We start from the raw sequence: 19,125 nt of genomic DNA on the forward strand, positions 1-19,125 counted from the left end.
GCTTATTGAAAATGGCAGTGAAACATGAACAGTCAGACAAAAACAACATCAATGACACCACATTCTTTTGACGTTCAACACATGCATACTGTGCTAGAACAACAAAAACACGCCTATTTACGCTATCCATTGCCGACAGCAAAAGAGCGTATTGATCGTTTAGCGCGACTTAAGCGTATCTTAGTTAAGTACCAAGATCAATTTGCCGAAGCAATTAATCAAGACTATGGTAACCGCTCAATTGGTGAAACTAAAATTGGCGAGTTACTCACATGTCTTGAACAGATTAAATATTATAGCAAGCATTTAACCCAATGGATGAAACCATCCAAGCGTCATATCGGTATTATTCATCAACCTGCTAAAGCATGGGTGCAGTATCAACCCTTAGGTGTAGTAGGCATTATTACACCATGGAACTACCCTTTACTTCTGTCTGTTGGCCCACTCATTTGTGCATTGGCGGCCGGCAACCATGCCATGATTAAAATTTCTAGTGCATCCGCGCGCTTTGGTAGCGTACTCGAAAAAGCCTTGGCTGAAGCCTTTCCTCAAGAATTAGTCGCCGTCATTAATGGTGGCGGTGCGATATCTGATGCATTTAGCCATCTGGCTTTTGACAAAATGATTTTCACTGGTTCAACCAATGTCGGAAAAACTGTCATGGCGGCCGCCGCTGAAAATTTGGTGCCTGTCATTTTAGAATTAGGTGGAAAATCACCCGTTTTGGTTCATCCTTCAATAGATTTACAAGACGTTGCAGAGCGCTTAGCTGTTGGTAAACTGTGGAATGCAGGTCAAACCTGTGTTGCCCCTGACTATTTATTCTTACCACGTGGTAAAACAGCCGAATTTATTGAACGCTTTCAGGCCTGCGCGACAGAGATGTATCCTAGCCTTGCCTACAATCAAGATTACACGTCTATTATTAATGATAAACAATATAACCGTCTACAAGGCTATTTAGACAATGCACGCGAACAAGGCGCACAAATCATTGAACTGAACCCACAACATGAAGATGTCGCGACAGTTAGAAAAATTGCACCCACTTTACTGACTGGCATTACGCCAGACATGACCATTATGCAAAATGAAATCTTCGGGCCGATCCTTCCCATCATGGAATATGATCAAATCGACGATGTTATTGAGTTTATTAATAGCCGACCGCGTCCACTTGCATTATACTACTTCGACTTTGATCAAGCGCGTGCCGATTATGTCGCACAGCGTACTCATTCAGGGCATTTTGGGCAAAACACCGTATTGACTCATGTTGCACAGGACGATCTGCCGTTTGGTGGTGTTGGTGCATCGGGTATGGGAAAATATCACGGTCCAGAAGGTTTTTTCAGTTTGTCGCATGAACGGTCAGTAATGTCTAATCCAAAGCTGTATAGCTTGAAATTCATTCTCCCACCGTTTAATAAGCCGATTCACAAGCTGATTTCAAAGACTCTTTTACGCTAACTGATCAAGGCATGAGCTATTGAACGGCCTCATGCACAGTTTTACTATAAATCGCTTGTCTTTTAAGCGTATTTTTGGTATAAAACGCCCCTTGAATGATTTCATCCGTTTACTTTTAATGACTAGCAGCACAATCGACACTGTCTAGCAATGGAGTTCACCATGTCTAAGGTTTGCCAAGTTACCGGCAAGCGTCCAGTCGTTGGCAACAACGTCTCGCACGCCAATAACAAAACCAAACGCCGGTTCGAGCCGAACCTGCACCACCACCGTTTCTGGTTAGAAACCGAAAAACGTTTTGTACGTCTTCGTCTAACCCCTAAAGGTATGCGTATTATCGACAAATTGGGCATTGAAAAGGTTATTGCTGACCTTCGTGCTCAAGGTCAAAAGATCTAAGGAGTCTGAACCATGCGTGATAAAATTCGCCTAGTTTCTTCTGCTGGTACAGGTTATTTCTATACCACTACTAAGAACAAACGCACTATGCCGGAAAAAATGGAAATCAAAAAATTTGATCCAAAAATCCGTCAACACGTAATTTTTAAAGAAGCTAAAATTAAATAATTTTAGTTTTTTGAAAAAAGCGGCCTTTCTAGGTCGTTTTTTTTTGCATTTTTTTTTCTCAGCTTGCTACACTTTCTGAGTCTTTTTAGCACAGCTTGTGCTTATTTTTATTCCCCTTAACCTTGGCTTAAGGAGTTTTTAGTGCCTCATGATGTAGATCTCATAATATTACTCGCTGCAGGCTTTGGTTTAGCCCTTATTTTTGGCTATATCGCCGCCCGTTTACGGCTCCCTCCACTCATTGGCTATTTAATCGCTGGCATCATTATCAGCCCAAACACTCCAGGTATTGTCGGTGATATTCATTTAGCCAATCAATTGGCTGAACTTGGCGTAATGTTTCTGATGTTTGGCGTTGGCATGCATTTTTCACTCAATGATTTAATGCAAGTTAGACGAATTGCCTTACCTGGCGCTATTTTGCAAATTGCAGTCGCCACGCTATTAGGGATGGGGGTATCAATTATCTGGGGATGGAGCTTTGGTTCTGCCCTCGTTTTTGGTCTAAGCCTGTCCTGCGCCAGTACCGTTGTATTACTTAAAGCCCTTGGTGACCGTGGTTTATTAGACTCCGTTAACGGGAAAATTGCCGTGGGCTGGCTATTGGTAGAAGACTTGGTCATGGTCTTGGCCTTGGTATTACTGCCTGCAACAGCTGTTCTGTTAGGTGGTCAACCATTGGCAGATGCTGCTAGTGATGAAAACATTTGGCTTACTCTTGGCACCACCTTATTAAAGGTTGTGGGCTTTATTGCCTTTATGTTGATTATTGGTAAACGTTTAGTTCCAATGATTATGCAAATTGTTGCGCGCTTAGGTTCACGTGAACTTTTCACCTTAACCGTTGTTGCTGCCGCTGTTTCTATTGCCTTTGGTGCCTATAAATTCTTTGGTGTTTCCATGGCGCTTGGGGCTTTCTTTGCCGGTATGGTGGTCAAAGAATCAGACTTCAGCCATCGTGCGGAAGAAGAAACGCTCCCTTTACGTGAAATTTTTGCCATTCTCTTTTTTGTTGCCGTTGGTATGTTGTTTGACCCGCGCATCATTATTGAGCAACCGTTGCATGTGCTGGCTGTGGTCGCCATCATTATGATTGGTAAAACCATTGCCGCCATGGCCTTGGTCTTATTTTTTCGCTACCCCGTCAATACAGCTCTGACTGTGGGCGCAAGCTTGGCGCAAATTGGCGAGTTTTCGTTTATCTTGGCAGCCTTAGGCGTTTCTTTAAACCTCTTGTCACTAGAAGGTCAAAACCTGATTTTGGCAGGTGCTTTAATCTCAATCACCTTGAATTCATTTGTGTTTTCGGCAGTTGAACCTATTCAAAAATGGATTCGTGAACGCTCGAATTTGGCACGAATGCTAGAACGTAGTGGTGACCCATTAGCCATGCTTCCAGATGAAGTTCCACAAGATTACCTGCGTGATCAAGTGGTCATTGTCGGTCATGGTGAAGTCGGTCGACGAATTACCCGTAGCTTAATGGAAGAAAACATTAAGGTGGTTATTGCTGAAGAAAACCGTGAAATTGTTGAAGACTTGCGTGAAAAAGGCATTGCTGCTGTTTCTGGTATGGCGACTGAACCAAGCGTACTGATTCAAGCACATATTCAGCATGCGCGCTTGTTGGTGCTGTCCCCCATGGATATTTTAGATATTCATAAAATTGTGGACATTGCTAAGACCTTGAACCCTCAAATTCAAGTATTGGTCTGTGCAGCCAGCAAAGAAGAAGCTGAGGTTATTCGCCGTGACAACATTGGCGAAGTCTATTTTGCAAAAGAGGAAATGGCCAAAAATATGAGCAATCATATTTTGAATCAAATTCAACTTGCACATCATGAAGCGCCTACGCATTAAACGCTCAAGCAAGGCGAAAGGTGAGGTTGTACTGTTTAAGTCCAACCTTATTTTTTGTCTTAGGTTGATGATTACGAGCGAAACAATTTTCCAATAAAAATAATTAAAAATATAAAGCATTGAATTTATTTTAAAACTTTATAAAATAAATAAAAAACGACAGCACATTGGGTTGCGCTTATAGAGAGAAAAAAAATGTTATTGATCTATTTGGGGTTCGCTATCGTACTCATTGGTGGCATTGGTTTTTTTATTGCTGCCTTTAAAAATAGCCTTCTATGGGGACTGGGTTGTTTGTTCTTTTATCCCATCTCCATTGTATTCTTAATTTTGTATTGGCAAGATGCTAAAAATCCGTTTTTCTTACAGCTCATTGGTATTTTTATTGTATTTTTATTGTATTTTTATTGTATTTTTATTGTATTTTTATTGTATTTTTATTGTATTTTTATTGTATTTTTATTGTATTTTTAGGGGCAATGTTTATGTCGCCTGAACAACTCAGTACAAATTAAAACTTTAACTAAAGTCGCAATAAAAAACGCACCTTATGGTGCGTTTTTTCAACGTATTAGCTCATAAATTGCGGTTTTTCATCGATAACTTCAGCTTGCCATTCATTGACTTGTTTTTCCAGCAAGCTATATAGCGCAGCTTGAATCATCTGCTGTGCAACCACGGGGGTCTGATCCCCCAATAAGGCTTTCACTTCTTCATTAAAATGGATGACAACCAAAGGTTCTTTTTCTGACCCCGCATTGCGCAATGCTAATTCACCGCCTTCCAGCTGAACCAGTTCCAAAACCGCTTCCTGATTTCCAAATAATTCTTTCAATTGTTGTATAGACATAGTTCCTCCATGCTCAACATGGTGGCAAAGGCATGAGCGCTTTGCATTGCTTAGACTATTATATATCGGGATCAAATTTGTAAATTCAAGAGCTAAGCATCGACTTAAAATTCAACCATCTCATTACGAAAACCGTCAATCAACTGTGTCAAATCACGGTGCCATTCACGTAAAATTTTAGTATCGGGCAACCAAGCTTGAGGCGTTTGTGTCACTTTGATAATCAAGTTTGAAGATGTTTCTTCTTCTGGTTCAGGCGTACTAGGCTCTGGTGCATATTGGCACATCCGATAAGCACGTTTAAGTTCCGCAATAAAACCGTGCTTTGCTAATTGTTGCATCACTGCAACTTCAGGTGATACTTGACCTTTGTCAGCCATGTGCTCTTCAATTGACTTTAGCGTCGGTGAAACATCATTTAAGCGATAGTAGCGCACCAATTCTTGCAAGAAAGCCAAAATAGCGCCATGCAAATGAAATACAGCCGACTCACGCAATGCCTGTGCTTGCTGAATATGATCGACCTGTTCTGCCTGTTGGCATGCAAGGCGGGCAAAATACAGTTTTTGATTGGTGCGATCAGCATGAAAACGAGCAACACGGGACATGAATAGATTTCCTAAATTTTGGCTTTTAGTACAGTATTTAGCTTAAACGCAAATATCAAAAAATCACAATAAATATTATGCATGATCGATTTCAATAAAATAGATTTTGCGGGCTACACAATCGACAGTGTTGGATAGGTCTTTTTCATTTTCCACCCAATAAAAAAGGAGCCATAGCTCCTTTTTATCTTTATTTTGCTTCTGACTTAACGTCAGCTTTCACTTCAGGCTTATTTTCTGCCTGTTTTACTCGAATACCATGTCCATGCAAACGCAGTGTATTTAAACCTTTAATGGCTTTCACCGCTTCACGGCCATGTGGCATGTCTACAAAAGCAAAACCTTTCGATTTACCTGTTGTCGGATCCATGACCAAAGTACATGATTTTACCGTGCCATATGCTTTAAATAGTTCAAGCAATTCTGCTTCGCCAACGGTACGCTCTAAATTACGAACTAAAATTTTCATCTGATAACCTTAAGAAGATAGGCAAAAAATATCAAAAAGCACGCGCCTACTCTACTTTTTGCACAAAACGATTTTGTACTAGTTTAATCGAGATCAATACCAAAATCTAAATTAATCGATTGTCGTTCAATTAAGGCACTTTTTACTGTTTGTTGACGGGGTCTATAATGAGTTTCTGTGGTGCATAAATTTCGGGTTAAATCATTTAAAAAATAACTTTCAACTTTACGGCCTTGCTCATCCACGGTATCTCGGGCCCATAAATTTAAATTTTGTTTGGTCAAAATCAATTCATTTTTTGCACGTGTTAATGCCACATACAGTACACGGCGCTCTTCTTCCACATCATCAAAATTGCCTTGCGCACGCGCATGCGGGTATTGTCCTGCTGTCACATTGGCCACGTAGCAAACGTTTTGCTCTGTACCTTTGGCCGAGTGAATGGTGATGAGAGTAACCACATCATCTTCTGACTGACGTTCAATTTCACTGATGGATACAGGATCGAGCACATATTCTTCTAAAAACTCACTCAGCTGAGCATGTTTAGAAGCCAATTGCTTGACCAATTCAAAGTCCCCCTGACGGCGGTGCCAGTCTTTTTTATAATTTTCAGAAAGCTGTTCTTCAATGGCTTGAATCGCAAGACTAACGCACTCTTTTACTTCATGACGAATGACCATCATCTGTTTCATCATTAAAATGGCCCGATCAGGTACTTTGCCAAATTTTTCTAGCTTTTGGGTAATGGCATCCATTTCGGGTTCTTGCAATAACTGATGTGATAACTTGCTAGCGCCCATGTCACCAACGCCATTCCATAACGTTAAAAAACGCATCCAAGCAATATCATCAAGTGGATTTGCCACCACCCGCAATAAACTCAGTAAGTCTTTCACATGGGCCGTTTCAAGCAATTTCATGCCACCAATAAAACGATAAGGAATATTGGCGGCAATACAGGCTGCTTCAATATGACGAGCCGCAAAGCTTGAGCGTACCAAAACCATGTGCTCATTCCACTTTGCACCTTCTAGGTAATGGCGTTCTTTAATATCAATCGCAATCCACTTGGCTTCATCAAATTCATTGGGAAACACATGCATTTTGGGCTTGATGCCATCACCACGGTAAGCATCTAAATGTTTGTCATATTGAATTGGGCTTTGTTCTAACAACCAGTTTGATAAGTCTAAAATTTGCTGTGTCGAACGATAATTTTTTTCTAATTTAAAAATCTGCGCATCAGGTACACGTTCTTTAAAGTGGTGAATATTTTCAAAGTCTGCACCACGAAAACCATAAATGGACTGTGCGTCATCGCCCACACAAAATAAATGGGTACGTTCTTTTAGCGGTTCTAACAAAGCCCATTGTAAGGGATTGGTGTCCTGCATTTCATCAACCAACATATGTTGGCAAATCGAAGCGACATACTCAGCCAAGCCATCAGACTGGGCTAAAGCAGATGCCACCACCGCCAAAATATCATCGTAATCTAAAAAACTACGGGCCTGTTTCCGTGTTTCATATTCCTTCATGATGACTGCAATTTCATCTTTCATGTCCAGAAATTCAGGCATTTGCTTTTCTAAAGCCAAACTGAGTTTTTGGCGGGTATTACGCGCAAAAGAATATAAATCGCATAGCTCTTTGGGTTTAGGTAGTTGATTTGGATTATTTTTATCATCTTTCCCGCGAATCAGACGAAACAGCATCATCTGATCATCACGATCAATAATTGAAAACTGCTCTAGGCCAAAGGCTTTTGGAAGACGACGTAATAAATACATACAAAAAGTATGAAAAGTCGATGCACGCAACCCTTTGGCTTGTTCGCCCAATGCCAATTCGACCCGCGCCACAATTTCACTGGCTGCGCGACGAGTAAAGGTTAAAATTTGAATTTGATTGGCTGGTACGCCTTGATCAATCAAGTAGGCTGCCCGTGCCACGATGGTTTTGGTTTTGCCACAGCCTGCACCTGCCAAGACCAAACTATGTTTACTGTCTGTGGTGGCGGCTTGTTTTTGTTGAGGATTTAATTCGTCAATCAGGCTGGCTAAACTCATGGTGTCTCATCGTGCTTGGGAGGCGGATAGTTTAACAGAGCTACTAGCAGAAAGCTTAATGCGAAAAACACCACTGAGTCTTTAGCAAAGACATAAATGACAATGATCAGGCCAAATCTATTCAACCTCACATGAAGAAAATAAAGATGCCATCCACCAGATTGAGATTTAGGGATAGCCTTCAATCTAGCCTGCACAAAAGAAATTTTTCATTTTGAAAGAAATCTCTATTGCTTAGCAATTTCCCCAAACGCTCTTAAACTGTTCGCGACTGCATTTTCCAAATTCACTTCCGCATTTTTCATGGCCTCTTCCAAGGTACAGTCGGCTGGGTTAATACCAACAATTTGACTAAAGCCTTGTTGATATAATTCATCAATTCCTTCACCAAGCACCCCCGCAAAAGCCATCACAGGTTTATTCAATGACTTTGCCACTTGTGCTACAGCCCACGGCGTTTTACCAAACTTGGTCTGAAAATCAATTTTGCCCTCACCTGTCAATACATAATCGGCTTGCGCAATTTTTTCAGCTAAATGCGTGTGTTCAATCATTAATGTTGCACCCGACTGAATTTTGGCATGGGTAAATGCTATCAAACCAAAACCTAAACCGCCTGCTGCTCCTGCACCAAAAACATCACGAAAGTCCTGACCCATCGTATGTTTCACCACATCTGCAAAATGCCTTAAATTCGAATCTAACTGTTGCACCATTTCAGCTGAAGCACCCTTTTGTGGGCCAAAAACTATAGATGCTCCATTTGGCCCGCAGAGCAGATTATTCACATCGGAGGCAATGAGGATCTCAACCTGCTTTAATCGTGGGTCTAAGGCGCTTAAATCGATACTATGAATACGATTAAGTTCCCCACCACAGCCTTGAATGACATTCCCATGAATATCTAAAAAAACAGCTCCCAGCGCCTGTACCATTCCAGCGCCACCATCATTGGTCACACTACCGCCCAGCCCAATTATAATTTTAGAAACACCTGTATTTAGAGCCTGAATAATCATTTCTCCCGTGCCAAAAGTGGAGGTAAGTAAAGGATTGCGTTCTATTGCCTGAAGCAAATGAATACCATTGGCTTTGGCCATTTCAATCACTGCGGTTTTGCCCTGTTCAATCAGACCAAAATACGTCTGTACTTTTTGCGGGGGCAAAGGCCCTTTCACTTCGCAGTTGATCCGCTGTCCTTGCATGGCCATAAGCACAGCATCGACTGTACCTTCGCCGCCGTCAGCCATCGGCACATGAATACATTCTGCGTCTGGAAAAACAGTCTGAATACCACGTTGCATGGCAATGCAGGCCTGTTCAGCCGTCAGGCTTTCTTTAAATGAGTCAGGGGCAAGAATAAATGTTTTCATAGAAGGTGGGCTATGTAAGTGCTATCGTGAGTTAAGCATGTTTTACCCTACATTTTCATTTAGACTCAATAAAATTTATTTCCAGAAGAAATCTCATGTCTCGAATCAATTTAGGTCAATCTGCGCCTGACTTATATAAAAAAGTTGCTGAACTGGATAGTCTTGCCATGCATAAAATGCAAGAAGCCAATTTAGATGAAGGCTTTGCGCATTTGCTGAAATTACGGGCATCGCAAATCAACCAATGTGCTTTTTGCATACGCCTACACACTCAGGATGCACTAAAAAGTGGTGAAACAGCTGAACGGATTAGCCTACTCAATGCATGGCGTGAAACTGAATATTATGATGAGGCTGAATGCGCTGCGCTTAGCTTGATAGAAGCCATTACTTTAGTTGCTGAAGGTCAAGTGCCAGATGCGATCTATGAAGATGCTCTTCCCTTTCTAACTGATGTGCAAATTAGCGCGATTGAATGGTTAGCCATTGTGATTAATACATGGAACCGTATTGCCATCAGTAGTCGCTATAGCGTCAAACCTTGATCGTAAAATGACTGCAATAAAAAATGCCCAAGTCATCAAACTTGGGCATTTTTTTATAGATCAATCATGAAACAAAAGCTTCAATACATACTATTTACTTTGTTTCGGCTGAACTTTTAGGTACTTCATGTTTAATATAGGACGCAAAACTAAGATAGTTAATGCCTTGAAATAGAATATCAATTGCAAGGAACAAACCCAATACCCAAAACGGCGCATCTGGTGATTTTAAAATCATCACACCGGCAGCCAAGGTCAATAAGCCAGAGAACAATGTCCAGCCCCAGCCCTGTAAACCACGAAATAAAATGGCGTTAAAAATACGAATAACACCCGCAATAATTAAAATAATCGCCAAGACATTGGTCAGAACAATCGCGGTTTTGACAGGGGTACTAAACGCATAATACCCTGCAACCAAATACAATACGCCAAACAGCGCCCAAAACCACCGAAACCCACCCTCAAAAATTTTGAAGGCTGCAAGCAAGTGTAATATGCCCCCCACCATCATTAGCACACCAAAAATAAATACAGCGGATAAGGTCGCAAAAGGGAGCGAAGCCAACAATACAAGGCCAAAAATGGTCAGTAAAAAACCTAAGCCAATGTACCACTTGCGGTTATGATGCAACTGACGACGAACCAAATCATTTCCTACAGTTTTCATATTTATTCTCAAGTATTAGTAAGGATGATTTAGTTTTAACATGATTTTTTGACAAGCTAAAGTCTAAAAGTTATTCATTCTGTAGCGACTCCGACCACGTCATTTGTGGATAAATGTTGGGTTATCCGCACCGACCAATTTACTTAATCCAGCCCATTTCAGCTGCGGTTTGTGGATTAATAATCGTTTGCTCTAAATTCTCTGGCATTTTACTTTTGGTTTCAGACACTGGAATATGGCCTGCCATTAGTTCTGCTTTAGCTTGAGGAAATAGTGGCTTTTGATCTGGAAAGGCATAGCCAATCGGGTAAATCGGTTGTCCTGTCGCCAGCTCATATTTATCTGTGGCACCAAAGGCATGTAGCAATTCATGCACAATAATAATTTTGTTTTGTGCAGATTGCTTTTTCGATGCAAACAAGTTCACCGAACCAATACGGCCATTCTCTAAAGCAGTCGAATGCTTCAGTTCTTTGGTCTGTGACGGATCATAATAATTTAAAAACAGCGTCACACTCGGCGCACCATCTGAACTTTGGCGTTGTTTCCATGCGTAGAAACGAAATTTTAAACTCCACAGCATCACGCCCAACATGTTGGCATCATTTGGCACTTTGGGTGGAACCTGCTTAAGTTCACGTCCTAAATTAAAATAAAAATATGTTGGTTGATGACGATATTGTTGTGCATACCCCTGTAAATATTGCTGTGCGCCTTGTAAATCATTGGCCGTTAACTGCTGAATATAGTGCTGGGTAGACAGAAGACCATCTGCATTTACTGGATGCAATAAAACAAAAATGGGTTTACTCCAATCTTGATTACGATCTTTCCATGCATTCACTGCAACAATAAACAAAATGAGTAATAAACACAGCACACGTATTGTTTTCCACATAGCCCCAAGTTCTCTATTTTTAAAATTATTTTCGAAGGCTATTAGAACAGATACATTGAATATTGTCTTTTACTTTTAGCCGTCCAGAATCAGTGCTGTATAACTATAAGCCCTCAATTATTCAGTTTTTCTAGTCCAAATATCCATCTCATCAACAATAAAAAAATGCCGACTTTCGTCAGCATTTTTTCAATCATTTTAAAGCTTAAGCTTCAACCCATTTACCGTCTTGGTAAACCAGTGACCATTTGGTCTGCTTGCCTTCAGCATTTTCAGAACCAATATATTGAGTTTGATTCTTTCTACTGAATTTCACCAATGTCGGATTCCCTTCTGGGTCTTGGTCTGGCGCTTGCAAAATAAATTGGTACTTCGGATCAATTTGCTCTGCCACAGTACGTAATTCGGCCACTTTCGGTGCACGCGTTTCACGAATTTTCGGAAATTTACTGGCCGCCAAGAATAAACCGGCAGCACCATCACGAAGCACAAAAAAGTCATCGTGCTTGGTTGAACGCAAGTGTTCCATTTTAATTGGGTCAACACGAGGTGGCGCAGGCTGACCACTCTTTAAGACTTTACGAGTATTGTCACAACTGGTGCAGGCAAAATACGGGCCGAAACGACCTGTTTTTAACTGCATTTCACCCTCACATTTATCACATGGAATGGTCGGGCCGTCATAACCCTTAATTTTAAACTCGCCTTCTTCCAGTTCAAAACCAGAACAATCAGGGTTATTCCCACAGATATGCAGTTTACGACCACCGTCAATCACGTAGCTATCCATAGCGGTTTCGCAAATTGGACAACGTTTTTTCGACATTAAATCTGCAGTTTCAGCACTGTCGTCATCTGAAAGTGCGGCAAGTGACTCAACTGGTGTTAAGTTTAAAGTGCCTTTGCAACGTTCTTTAGGTGGCAAATTATAGCCTGAGCAACCCAAGAACACGCCCGTCGTTCCTGTACGAATCTGCATTGGACGATCACATTCTTTACAATGCACCGCTTCCACTTCTACAGGTAAATTACGGCGCATCCCGTTTTCGCCCTGTGCTGTGGTTAAACGCGTTTTGAAGTCACCATAGAAGTTATCTAACAGCTCTTTCCAATTGCGTTCGCCGTCTGCAACTTTATCTAACTGACTTTCCAAATCTGCAGTAAACGCATAATTCATCAAGTTATTAAAGTTTTCGTCCAGACGATCCGTGACAATTTCGCCCATTTTTTCAGCAAAAAGACGACGGTTGTCAATTTTTACATAACCACGGTCTTGAATGGTCGAAATAATCGCTGCATAGGTCGATGGACGGCCAATGCCTTTCTTCTCTAATTCTTTCACCAATGATGCTTCAGTGAAACGTGCAGGTGGCTTGGTAAAGTGTTGAGATGGATCTAACTTCTCAAGCTTTAAGACTTCGCCAACTTTCACTGCTGGTAATAAAATATCGTCATCGGCTTTATTGGCGCCACGCACTTTGGTAAAACCATCAAACACCAAAGTACGGCCTTTGGCTTTTAGCTCTACGCCATTGGCATCGACTAAAATGGTAGAAGATAAATACTGCGCAGATGTCATTTGACAGGCCACAAACTGACGCCAAATCAAATCATATAAACGCTGTGCATCGCGGTCTACCCCAACCAAGCTATCGCCTTTTAGCGCAACACTCGATGGGCGAATGGCTTCATGGGCTTCTTGTGCACCGGCTTTATTGCCATATTTATTGGGTTGGGCAGGTAAATATTTGGCGCCAAACTCAGATTCAATATGACTGCGTACCATACTCACCGCATCATCACTTAAGAATGTTGAGTCGGTACGCATATAGGTAATAAAACCTGCTTCATACAAGCGCTGTGCCATGGTCATGGTTTTCTTTACAGAAAAACCTAAACGTGTGCTGGCTGCTTGTTGCAAAGTCGAAGTGATATACGGCGCGCTTGGATTCACCTTGGTGGGTTTATCTTCACGAACAGAAACTTTGTATTCCGCATCTTTTAAAATATTTAATAAAGCATCTGTTTGAGCTTTATTTTGCAGTCTTAAAGTTTTCCCACCTTGTTTCACGGCTTCTAAACGAATCTGATCTTTTTCTGACTGAGTGTCTGCAAAAACCTGCCAGTATTCTTCAGGAATAAAAGCACGGATTTCGCGTTCACGCTCAACCACCAACTTTACTGCCACGGACTGAACACGGCCCGCAGACAAACCACGGGCAATTTTTTCCCACAGTAAAGGTGAAATCATAAAGCCAACCACACGGTCTAAGAAACGACGTGCTTGCTGTGCATTGACCTTATCAATATCTAAGCGTGAAGGGTGTTTAAAGGCTTCTTGAATGGCATTTTTGGTAATTTCGTTGAAGACCACACGTTGATAACGTGAATCATCACCACCAATCACTTCTTTTAAATGCCAAGCAATAGCTTCCCCTTCCCTGTCCATATCCGTTGCGAGATAGATTTCGTCCACTTGCGAGGCAAGTTTTTTCAGTTCTGATACGACATGTTCTTTGCCTGGAAGCACTTCATAGTGCGCTTTCCAGTCATGTTCAGGGTCTACACCCATACGGTTCACTAATGCTGATTGGGCTTTTTCTGCCTTCTGTTCATCAGTTAATTTAGCACGGGCGGTTGGTTTTTTCTCTGCCGTTTTAGATGAACCACCAGTGGGCAAATCACGTACGTGACCAACCGATGATTTTACAATGTAGTCAGAACCAAGGTACTTATTGATTGTTTTCGCTTTTGCAGGCGACTCCACAATCACTAAAGCACGTTTCTTCCCAGCATCAGATGATTTTGCTGTCGCACTTTTGGATGTGGACCGAGGAGCGTTCGCCATAATTGACCGTTAATCCTGTTTTTAATGGGTATAAAATTAAAGTTCTGCCAAAGAATGCAAATACGCCTTGATATCGTCCAACTGGGTCGCTCTCAAATCGGATTCTTCTTCCCAATAGAGTCCTACACAGTTTGCCTGCATATCAATAGCATAAATGCCCTTTAATACGACGGGTAAATCTTTAAACTTGTCATCGCCATGTACAAGCTGTAATTTTTGATCCACCACCCGTGCACGCATTAATGGCAAGCGCGCATTTGGAAGTAATACACTGTAATATGCAACCATACTGGCGCGGCTTTCAGAGGCCCTTGGAATTTTTGTCCAATCGGGCGCAACCACTAAACGTGGATGTAGCCCCATCTTGCGTGCTTTCTCGCGCATTAGACCCAAGGCTTTTTCTCTCGGGCTAACCCGAAGCCCTAAAATTGAGCCTAAAACAAAAAAAATGATGAAACCAACGACCCAAATACCTGTATTTTCCATACTACAACCTTTATCTTCCTTTATTAGAGTTGCATAAGCGCAATATAAAAGGCAAGTTACGGCGACAAAAATTAATTCAAGAACATTTCATGGCTGTACAATACTTCGTGACCATTCCAGTAAATATAGCCTTTATCAATCAGCTCTTTTAACAATAAACGAATATCAGATTTTGGAAATAATTGTTCCAGTAAATCTCGTAAAGCATAAATGTCTTTAGGTTTTTTTTCTTTTAATTCATGTAGTTTTTTCATTACTTGAAGCTGGAGCAAATCAATTTTATTAAAATTGGCATATAAATCTTGCGGGGCATTTGGTGTAATTGGAGTTGCTTTTTCTTCCACGACTTGCGGTAAATTCAGTTGAGAAAATGCATCCTGCATATTTTTTGATACTGGCACGGCATCTTCATCTAAACGTAACTGTGACCATTTTTTCAGTACTTTTTTACGAAAATTGATCTGTTCATCATAACGTTTAACTATTTTTAGATTAATCAACATGCCAACAAGATGCTGCGCCTTTTCAGGGAGCACATGCAAAATATTCGCAACAGAGTTTTTCAGTGAGTCTAAGGTTTGTGGTTTAGCTGTGGTCTTGGCAATGGCATCACAATATTGTTTGACCATTTGCAAATAAGGTGCAGTTTTAATTTTTTCGATACTTGGCATTTTATATTTAGATAGTTCAACCGCAGACTCTGCTGGCTGCACCTGAATTAAGTTCGCCTGAATACCCGTTTCTTGCATCATGTTGAGTAGCATTTCACTGCTACCTTGCGCAGAAATAATTTCCACATGCGTGTCGTCTTCAAGTAATGCCATTAATTGCCCGACAATCACCGCATATTCAAATTCTTTCTGAGGAGACGTAGCCGTATCTAAAATGACCACCTGCCCACTACTGATCCAACTCGAAAACTCTGTTAAATCTTGCAGAGAATATTCAAAATTCCCTTGGCAATTAAACAGATATAGCACTGGATAATGCTCGATGATATTACGCAATAATTGCGCAGTAGGCATATTGTTTTGCAGATCGAGCAGTACGGCTTGAGCAGTCATAAAATTGGAGTATTTGGCAAAGAGGCGATATGCCGTGCATTACAACGGCTTGCGTGAAAAAGGTCAATAATAAAAAAGTGCTTTCAAGCAATCTTCTGCAGAAATCTTGCTCAAGCTCATGAACCCAATACGCCATAAATTTGGCTCATTCTGACCGCAAGACCAACAACCTTTAAATTGACCATGGATACCAGTTATCTCAATAATGTGGCGGACGGTTGGTCATTGGGTCGAAAGTAGCAATTCCCTCAGATAAATCGGCAGATTCGATACGTTGGTAAATAAGTTGCATTTGTGCTTTTAAATCAGCAATTTCGATGCTTTGACGTACGACCTGATCATTTAATTGATCAACTAAATCATCTAAAAATGCAATTCGGACTTGCAAATCTTCAATGGGTGCGGACAATGGCGCTTGATTATCAATATTCTGTTGTTTAGACACTTCAAGTCCTCATTTGAGATTTTTCAGGAAACATTATGGCCTATATTACTTTAAGGGATGTCCAACTTGCGTTTGGTGGACCTGCCCTGCTCGACGGCGCGAGTTTTAGCTTAGAACGCGGCGAACGGGTGTGTTTGATTGGCCGTAATGGTGAAGGTAAGTCTACTTTACTTAAACTGATTGAGGGAAGCTTATTGCCCGATTCAGGTGAAGTTTCGTTGCAAAATGGCATTACCATTTCTATGTTGGCGCAAGATGTACCGATGGACTCAGGCAAAGTGGCTGACATTGTGGCTGATGGCGCAGGTGAAGCGTCTGAAGTGCTTAGAGCCTATCACGCAGCCAGCGATGCTTGCGTACTGGGTGATATGGACGCTTGTGACCGTATGGGTAATCTGCAACATAAAATGGATCAGCTGGATGGTTGGGCTTTAGAAACCAAAGTCAATTCTATTTTAAGCAAAATGGGTTTAGACCCAGATGCTGATCTTGCCGATTTATCTGGCGGTCGTAAGCGTCGTGTGCTTTTGGCTCGTGCGCTTTTAACTCAACCTGACGTTTTATTACTGGACGAGCCAACCAACCATTTGGACGTTGAAAGTATTGAATGGTTAGAGAAATTCCTCCTCGACCAAAATAATTTAACTTTATTATTTATTTCGCATGACCGTTCATTTGTCGACAGCATTGCGACCCGTATTGTAGAGCTAGATCGTGGCACGTTGCGTAGTTATGAAGGTAACTACTCACGCTACCTTGAGCTAAAAGCCATGCAGATGGAAGCGGAAGAAAAGCAAAATGCCTTGTTTGATAAAAAACTGGCTGAAGAAGAGGTTTGGATTCGCCAAGGGATTAAAGCGCGTCGTACCCGTAATGAAGGTCGTGTTCGCGCATTAAAAGATTTACGTGAAGAATCAAGAGCGCGCCGTTCACAGCAAGGCAAAGTCAGTATGGCAACGCAAGACGCCAATCGCTCAGGTAAATTGGTCTTTGACATTGAACATCTCAGTGTTGCTTTTGGCAATCAAGAGCCAATCATTAAAGACTTCTCTGCATTGGTTTTACGTGGTGACCGTATTGGTTTAGTCGGTGACAACGGTGTCGGTAAAACCACACTCATTAAAGCCATTTTAGGCGAACTTGAGCATGGCGGAACTGTCAAAACAGGTACGCAACTTGAAGTGGCTTATTTTGACCAATTGCGTAATGCACTTGATCTTGAAAAATCAGTGAAAGATAACGTTTCTGAAGGTTCAGATTTTGTCGATGTGAATGGTGGCCGTCGTCATATTTACAGCTATCTACAAGACTTCCTATTTTCACCAGAACGCGCACGTACTCCTGTCAAAGCATTGTCGGGTGGTGAGCGTAACCGTATTTTATTGGCGAAATTATTGCTTAAACCATCAAATTTAATTGTGATGGATGAGCCAACCAATGACTTAGACATGGTGACGTTAGAGCTTCTTGAAGAAATGCTCGGTGGCTACAAAGGTACATTGTTGCTCATCTCGCATGACCGTGCCTTTATGGACAACGTCGTAACATCGACTTGGGTATTTGATGGTAAAGGTCATATTGATGAATATGTCGGTGGCTATCAAGATTATCTTGAACAGCGTCCAGACCAAACAGCCGTTGATCAAAAAAGTGATGTAAAAAAAGCGCTTGCCAAAGCAGAAGCCGCGACACCTAAAAAAGCCAAATTGAGCTACAAAGATCAACGCGCTTTGGAACAGTTACCTGCTGAAATGGAAGCGCTTGAAAAAGAACAAGCTGAAATTAACGCAAAACTTGCTGATGGTACTTTGTTTGTTTCCAACAACGACCAAGCCATGAAACTTTCAGCACGTCTAGCGGCAATTGATGAGCAATTACTAGAAAAACTAGAGCGTTGGGAAACTTTAGAAAACCTATCTAAAGGTTAATCTGACACCTCAAACAATCAAAACGCTTAAAAAATGCCGTATTTCGATACGGCATTTTTGTCTCTTATTTTTATAAGCACCATGATGACCTCTTATGCACACTGTGCAAGATTAAAAGCAAAATTGAATTGGGTTCATCATTTCCCTTTGGCTTTTTCTGGCAAGCTTGTTAAGGTTTGTTAATTTTTTGAAACAGGCTTGAATTATGCAAATTCGCGATCAAATTGTTTTAGTCACTGGTGGAGCACGTGGCTTAGGTTTAGCCATCACTCAAACCCTCATTGCTGAAGGCGCGCGCGTGGTGGTGAACTATCTGTCCAGTAAAGTACAAGCAGAACAATTGGCACAACAATTTCCAAACCAAGTTTTTGCCTTTCAAGCCGATGTCACAGACAAAGCACAAGTTGAGCAGTTATTTGCTGCCACAAAACAGCATTTCGGTTCGGCTATTCACTCCATTGTTAATAATGCGCTCATTCACTTCGAATTTAATGGTGATGCCCGTCCTAAAATTGAAGACCTCACGGCATTGACCATGACACGCCAATTTGATGGTGCAGTATTGGCGTCTTTAAACACCCTGCAAGTTGCACTGGACGACATGAAACAAGCGCATTTCGGACGTATCGTGAATATTGGTACCAATCTGGTTCAAAACCCTGTTGTACCCTATCATGACTATACCGCTGCCAAAGCCGCACTCTTGGCCTTCACCCGTACGGCTTCACAAGATTTAGGACAATATGGCATTAATGTGAATATGCTGTCAGGTGGTCTGTTACAAACCACAGATGCCAGTAAAGCCACACCCGATGCCGTGTTTGAGATTATTGCAGCCTCTACCCCACTACGCCGCGTGACGACACCAGAAGAATTCGCCTCTGCCATCATGATGTTTTTATCGCCTTACTCACGTGCAGTCACCGGGCAAAACCTGATTGTCGATGGCGGGCTGGTCAAAGGCTAAGC

At 41.6% G+C, this 19,125-nt stretch carries 18 protein-coding genes; 7 read left to right on the forward strand and 11 right to left on the reverse strand.

Translation table 11 applies throughout. The features are described 5' to 3' along the window. The first annotated feature begins 24 nt into the window (after positions 1-24). The 4 genes from BBP83_RS00670 (at position 25) to BBP83_RS00685 (ending at position 3,900) form a co-directional block, all read left to right on the forward strand. Positions 25-1,473 (forward strand): coniferyl aldehyde dehydrogenase, encoded by a 1,449-nt coding sequence (locus tag BBP83_RS00670; RefSeq protein WP_068885505.1) that lies wholly within the window; start codon positions 25-27, stop codon positions 1,471-1,473. 162 nt (positions 1,474-1,635) lie between these two features. After that, complete coding sequence (gene rpmB / locus BBP83_RS00675) at positions 1,636-1,872, forward strand: 50S ribosomal protein L28 (RefSeq protein WP_068885506.1); 237 nt, start codon at positions 1,636-1,638, stop codon at positions 1,870-1,872. Positions 1,873-1,884: 12 nt separating this feature from the next. Then, positions 1,885-2,040: a 50S ribosomal protein L33 gene (rpmG, locus tag BBP83_RS00680; protein WP_001205031.1), complete on the forward strand. Its 156-nt coding sequence runs from the start codon at positions 1,885-1,887 to the stop codon at positions 2,038-2,040. Between the two features lie 141 nt (positions 2,041-2,181). Beyond that, a complete protein-coding gene (locus tag BBP83_RS00685; protein ID WP_068885507.1) occupies positions 2,182-3,900 on the forward strand; it encodes a cation:proton antiporter in 1,719 nt (572 codons plus the stop codon). Positions 3,901-4,471: 571 nt separating this feature from the next. Here the strand turns inward: BBP83_RS00685 and BBP83_RS00695 are convergent. The 5 genes from BBP83_RS00695 to BBP83_RS00720 all read right to left on the reverse strand — a co-directional run bounded on the left by BBP83_RS00695 (position 4,472) and on the right by BBP83_RS00720 (position 9,272). Next, a complete protein-coding gene (locus BBP83_RS00695) occupies positions 4,472-4,750 on the reverse strand; it encodes a hypothetical protein (protein WP_068885508.1) in 279 nt (92 codons plus the stop codon). 104 nt (positions 4,751-4,854) lie between these two features. Next, on the reverse strand, positions 4,855-5,358 hold the full coding sequence (locus BBP83_RS00700) for a DUF6586 family protein (RefSeq protein WP_068885509.1): 504 nt from the start codon (positions 5,356-5,358) through the stop codon (positions 4,855-4,857). Positions 5,359-5,548: 190 nt separating this feature from the next. Beyond that, positions 5,549-5,827: an RNA recognition motif domain-containing protein gene (locus BBP83_RS00705; RefSeq protein ID WP_068885510.1), complete on the reverse strand. Its 279-nt coding sequence runs from the start codon at positions 5,825-5,827 to the stop codon at positions 5,549-5,551. Positions 5,828-5,910: 83 nt separating this feature from the next. Next, on the reverse strand, positions 5,911-7,899 hold the full coding sequence (locus tag BBP83_RS00710; RefSeq protein WP_068885511.1) for an ATP-dependent helicase: 1,989 nt from the start codon (positions 7,897-7,899) through the stop codon (positions 5,911-5,913). Positions 7,900-8,126: 227 nt separating this feature from the next. After that, the gene (locus tag BBP83_RS00720; RefSeq protein ID WP_068885513.1) at positions 8,127-9,272 is read right to left on the reverse strand and encodes a glycerate kinase family protein; all 1,146 of its coding nucleotides are present in this window, start codon (positions 9,270-9,272) and stop codon (positions 8,127-8,129) included. Positions 9,273-9,367: 95 nt separating this feature from the next. Between BBP83_RS00720 and BBP83_RS00725 the strand changes: the two genes are divergently transcribed. Then, on the forward strand, positions 9,368-9,817 hold the full coding sequence (locus BBP83_RS00725) for a carboxymuconolactone decarboxylase family protein (RefSeq protein ID WP_068885514.1): 450 nt from the start codon (positions 9,368-9,370) through the stop codon (positions 9,815-9,817). Positions 9,818-9,911: 94 nt separating this feature from the next. Here the strand turns inward: BBP83_RS00725 and BBP83_RS00730 are convergent, their stop codons facing one another. From BBP83_RS00730 to BBP83_RS00755, 6 genes are all read right to left on the reverse strand, one after another. Continuing rightward, positions 9,912-10,487, reverse strand: a complete 576-nt coding sequence (locus BBP83_RS00730) for an HdeD family acid-resistance protein (protein ID WP_068885515.1) — start codon at positions 10,485-10,487, stop codon at positions 9,912-9,914. A gap of 139 nt (positions 10,488-10,626) precedes the next feature. Beyond that, on the reverse strand, positions 10,627-11,385 hold the full coding sequence (locus BBP83_RS00735) for a hypothetical protein (RefSeq protein WP_068885516.1): 759 nt from the start codon (positions 11,383-11,385) through the stop codon (positions 10,627-10,629). Between the two features lie 205 nt (positions 11,386-11,590). Continuing rightward, complete coding sequence (gene topA / locus BBP83_RS00740) at positions 11,591-14,233, reverse strand: type I DNA topoisomerase (protein WP_068885517.1); 2,643 nt, start codon at positions 14,231-14,233, stop codon at positions 11,591-11,593. 36 nt (positions 14,234-14,269) lie between these two features. Continuing rightward, positions 14,270-14,719, reverse strand: coding sequence for an ammonium transporter (locus BBP83_RS00745; RefSeq protein ID WP_068885518.1), 450 nt, complete (start codon positions 14,717-14,719; stop codon positions 14,270-14,272). A 71-nt stretch (positions 14,720-14,790) separates the two neighbouring features. Continuing rightward, positions 14,791-15,783: a hypothetical protein gene (locus BBP83_RS00750; protein WP_068885519.1), complete on the reverse strand. Its 993-nt coding sequence runs from the start codon at positions 15,781-15,783 to the stop codon at positions 14,791-14,793. A 199-nt stretch (positions 15,784-15,982) separates the two neighbouring features. Then, a complete protein-coding gene (locus BBP83_RS00755; protein WP_068885520.1) occupies positions 15,983-16,228 on the reverse strand; it encodes a SlyX family protein in 246 nt (81 codons plus the stop codon). A 35-nt stretch (positions 16,229-16,263) separates the two neighbouring features. On the opposite strand from BBP83_RS00755, the gene BBP83_RS00760 reads away from it, so the two are divergent. Both BBP83_RS00760 and BBP83_RS00765 read left to right on the forward strand, forming a co-directional pair. After that, complete coding sequence (locus BBP83_RS00760; RefSeq protein ID WP_068885521.1) at positions 16,264-18,156, forward strand: ATP-binding cassette domain-containing protein; 1,893 nt, start codon at positions 16,264-16,266, stop codon at positions 18,154-18,156. 205 nt (positions 18,157-18,361) lie between these two features. Further along, positions 18,362-19,123 (forward strand): 3-oxoacyl-ACP reductase, encoded by a 762-nt coding sequence (locus BBP83_RS00765; RefSeq protein ID WP_068885522.1) that lies wholly within the window; start codon positions 18,362-18,364, stop codon positions 19,121-19,123. The last annotated feature ends 2 nt before the right edge of the window (positions 19,124-19,125 follow it).

The sequence above is a fragment of the Acinetobacter celticus genome, assembly GCF_001707755.1.
GTDB classification, from domain to species: Bacteria; Pseudomonadota; Gammaproteobacteria; order Pseudomonadales; family Moraxellaceae; genus Acinetobacter; species Acinetobacter celticus.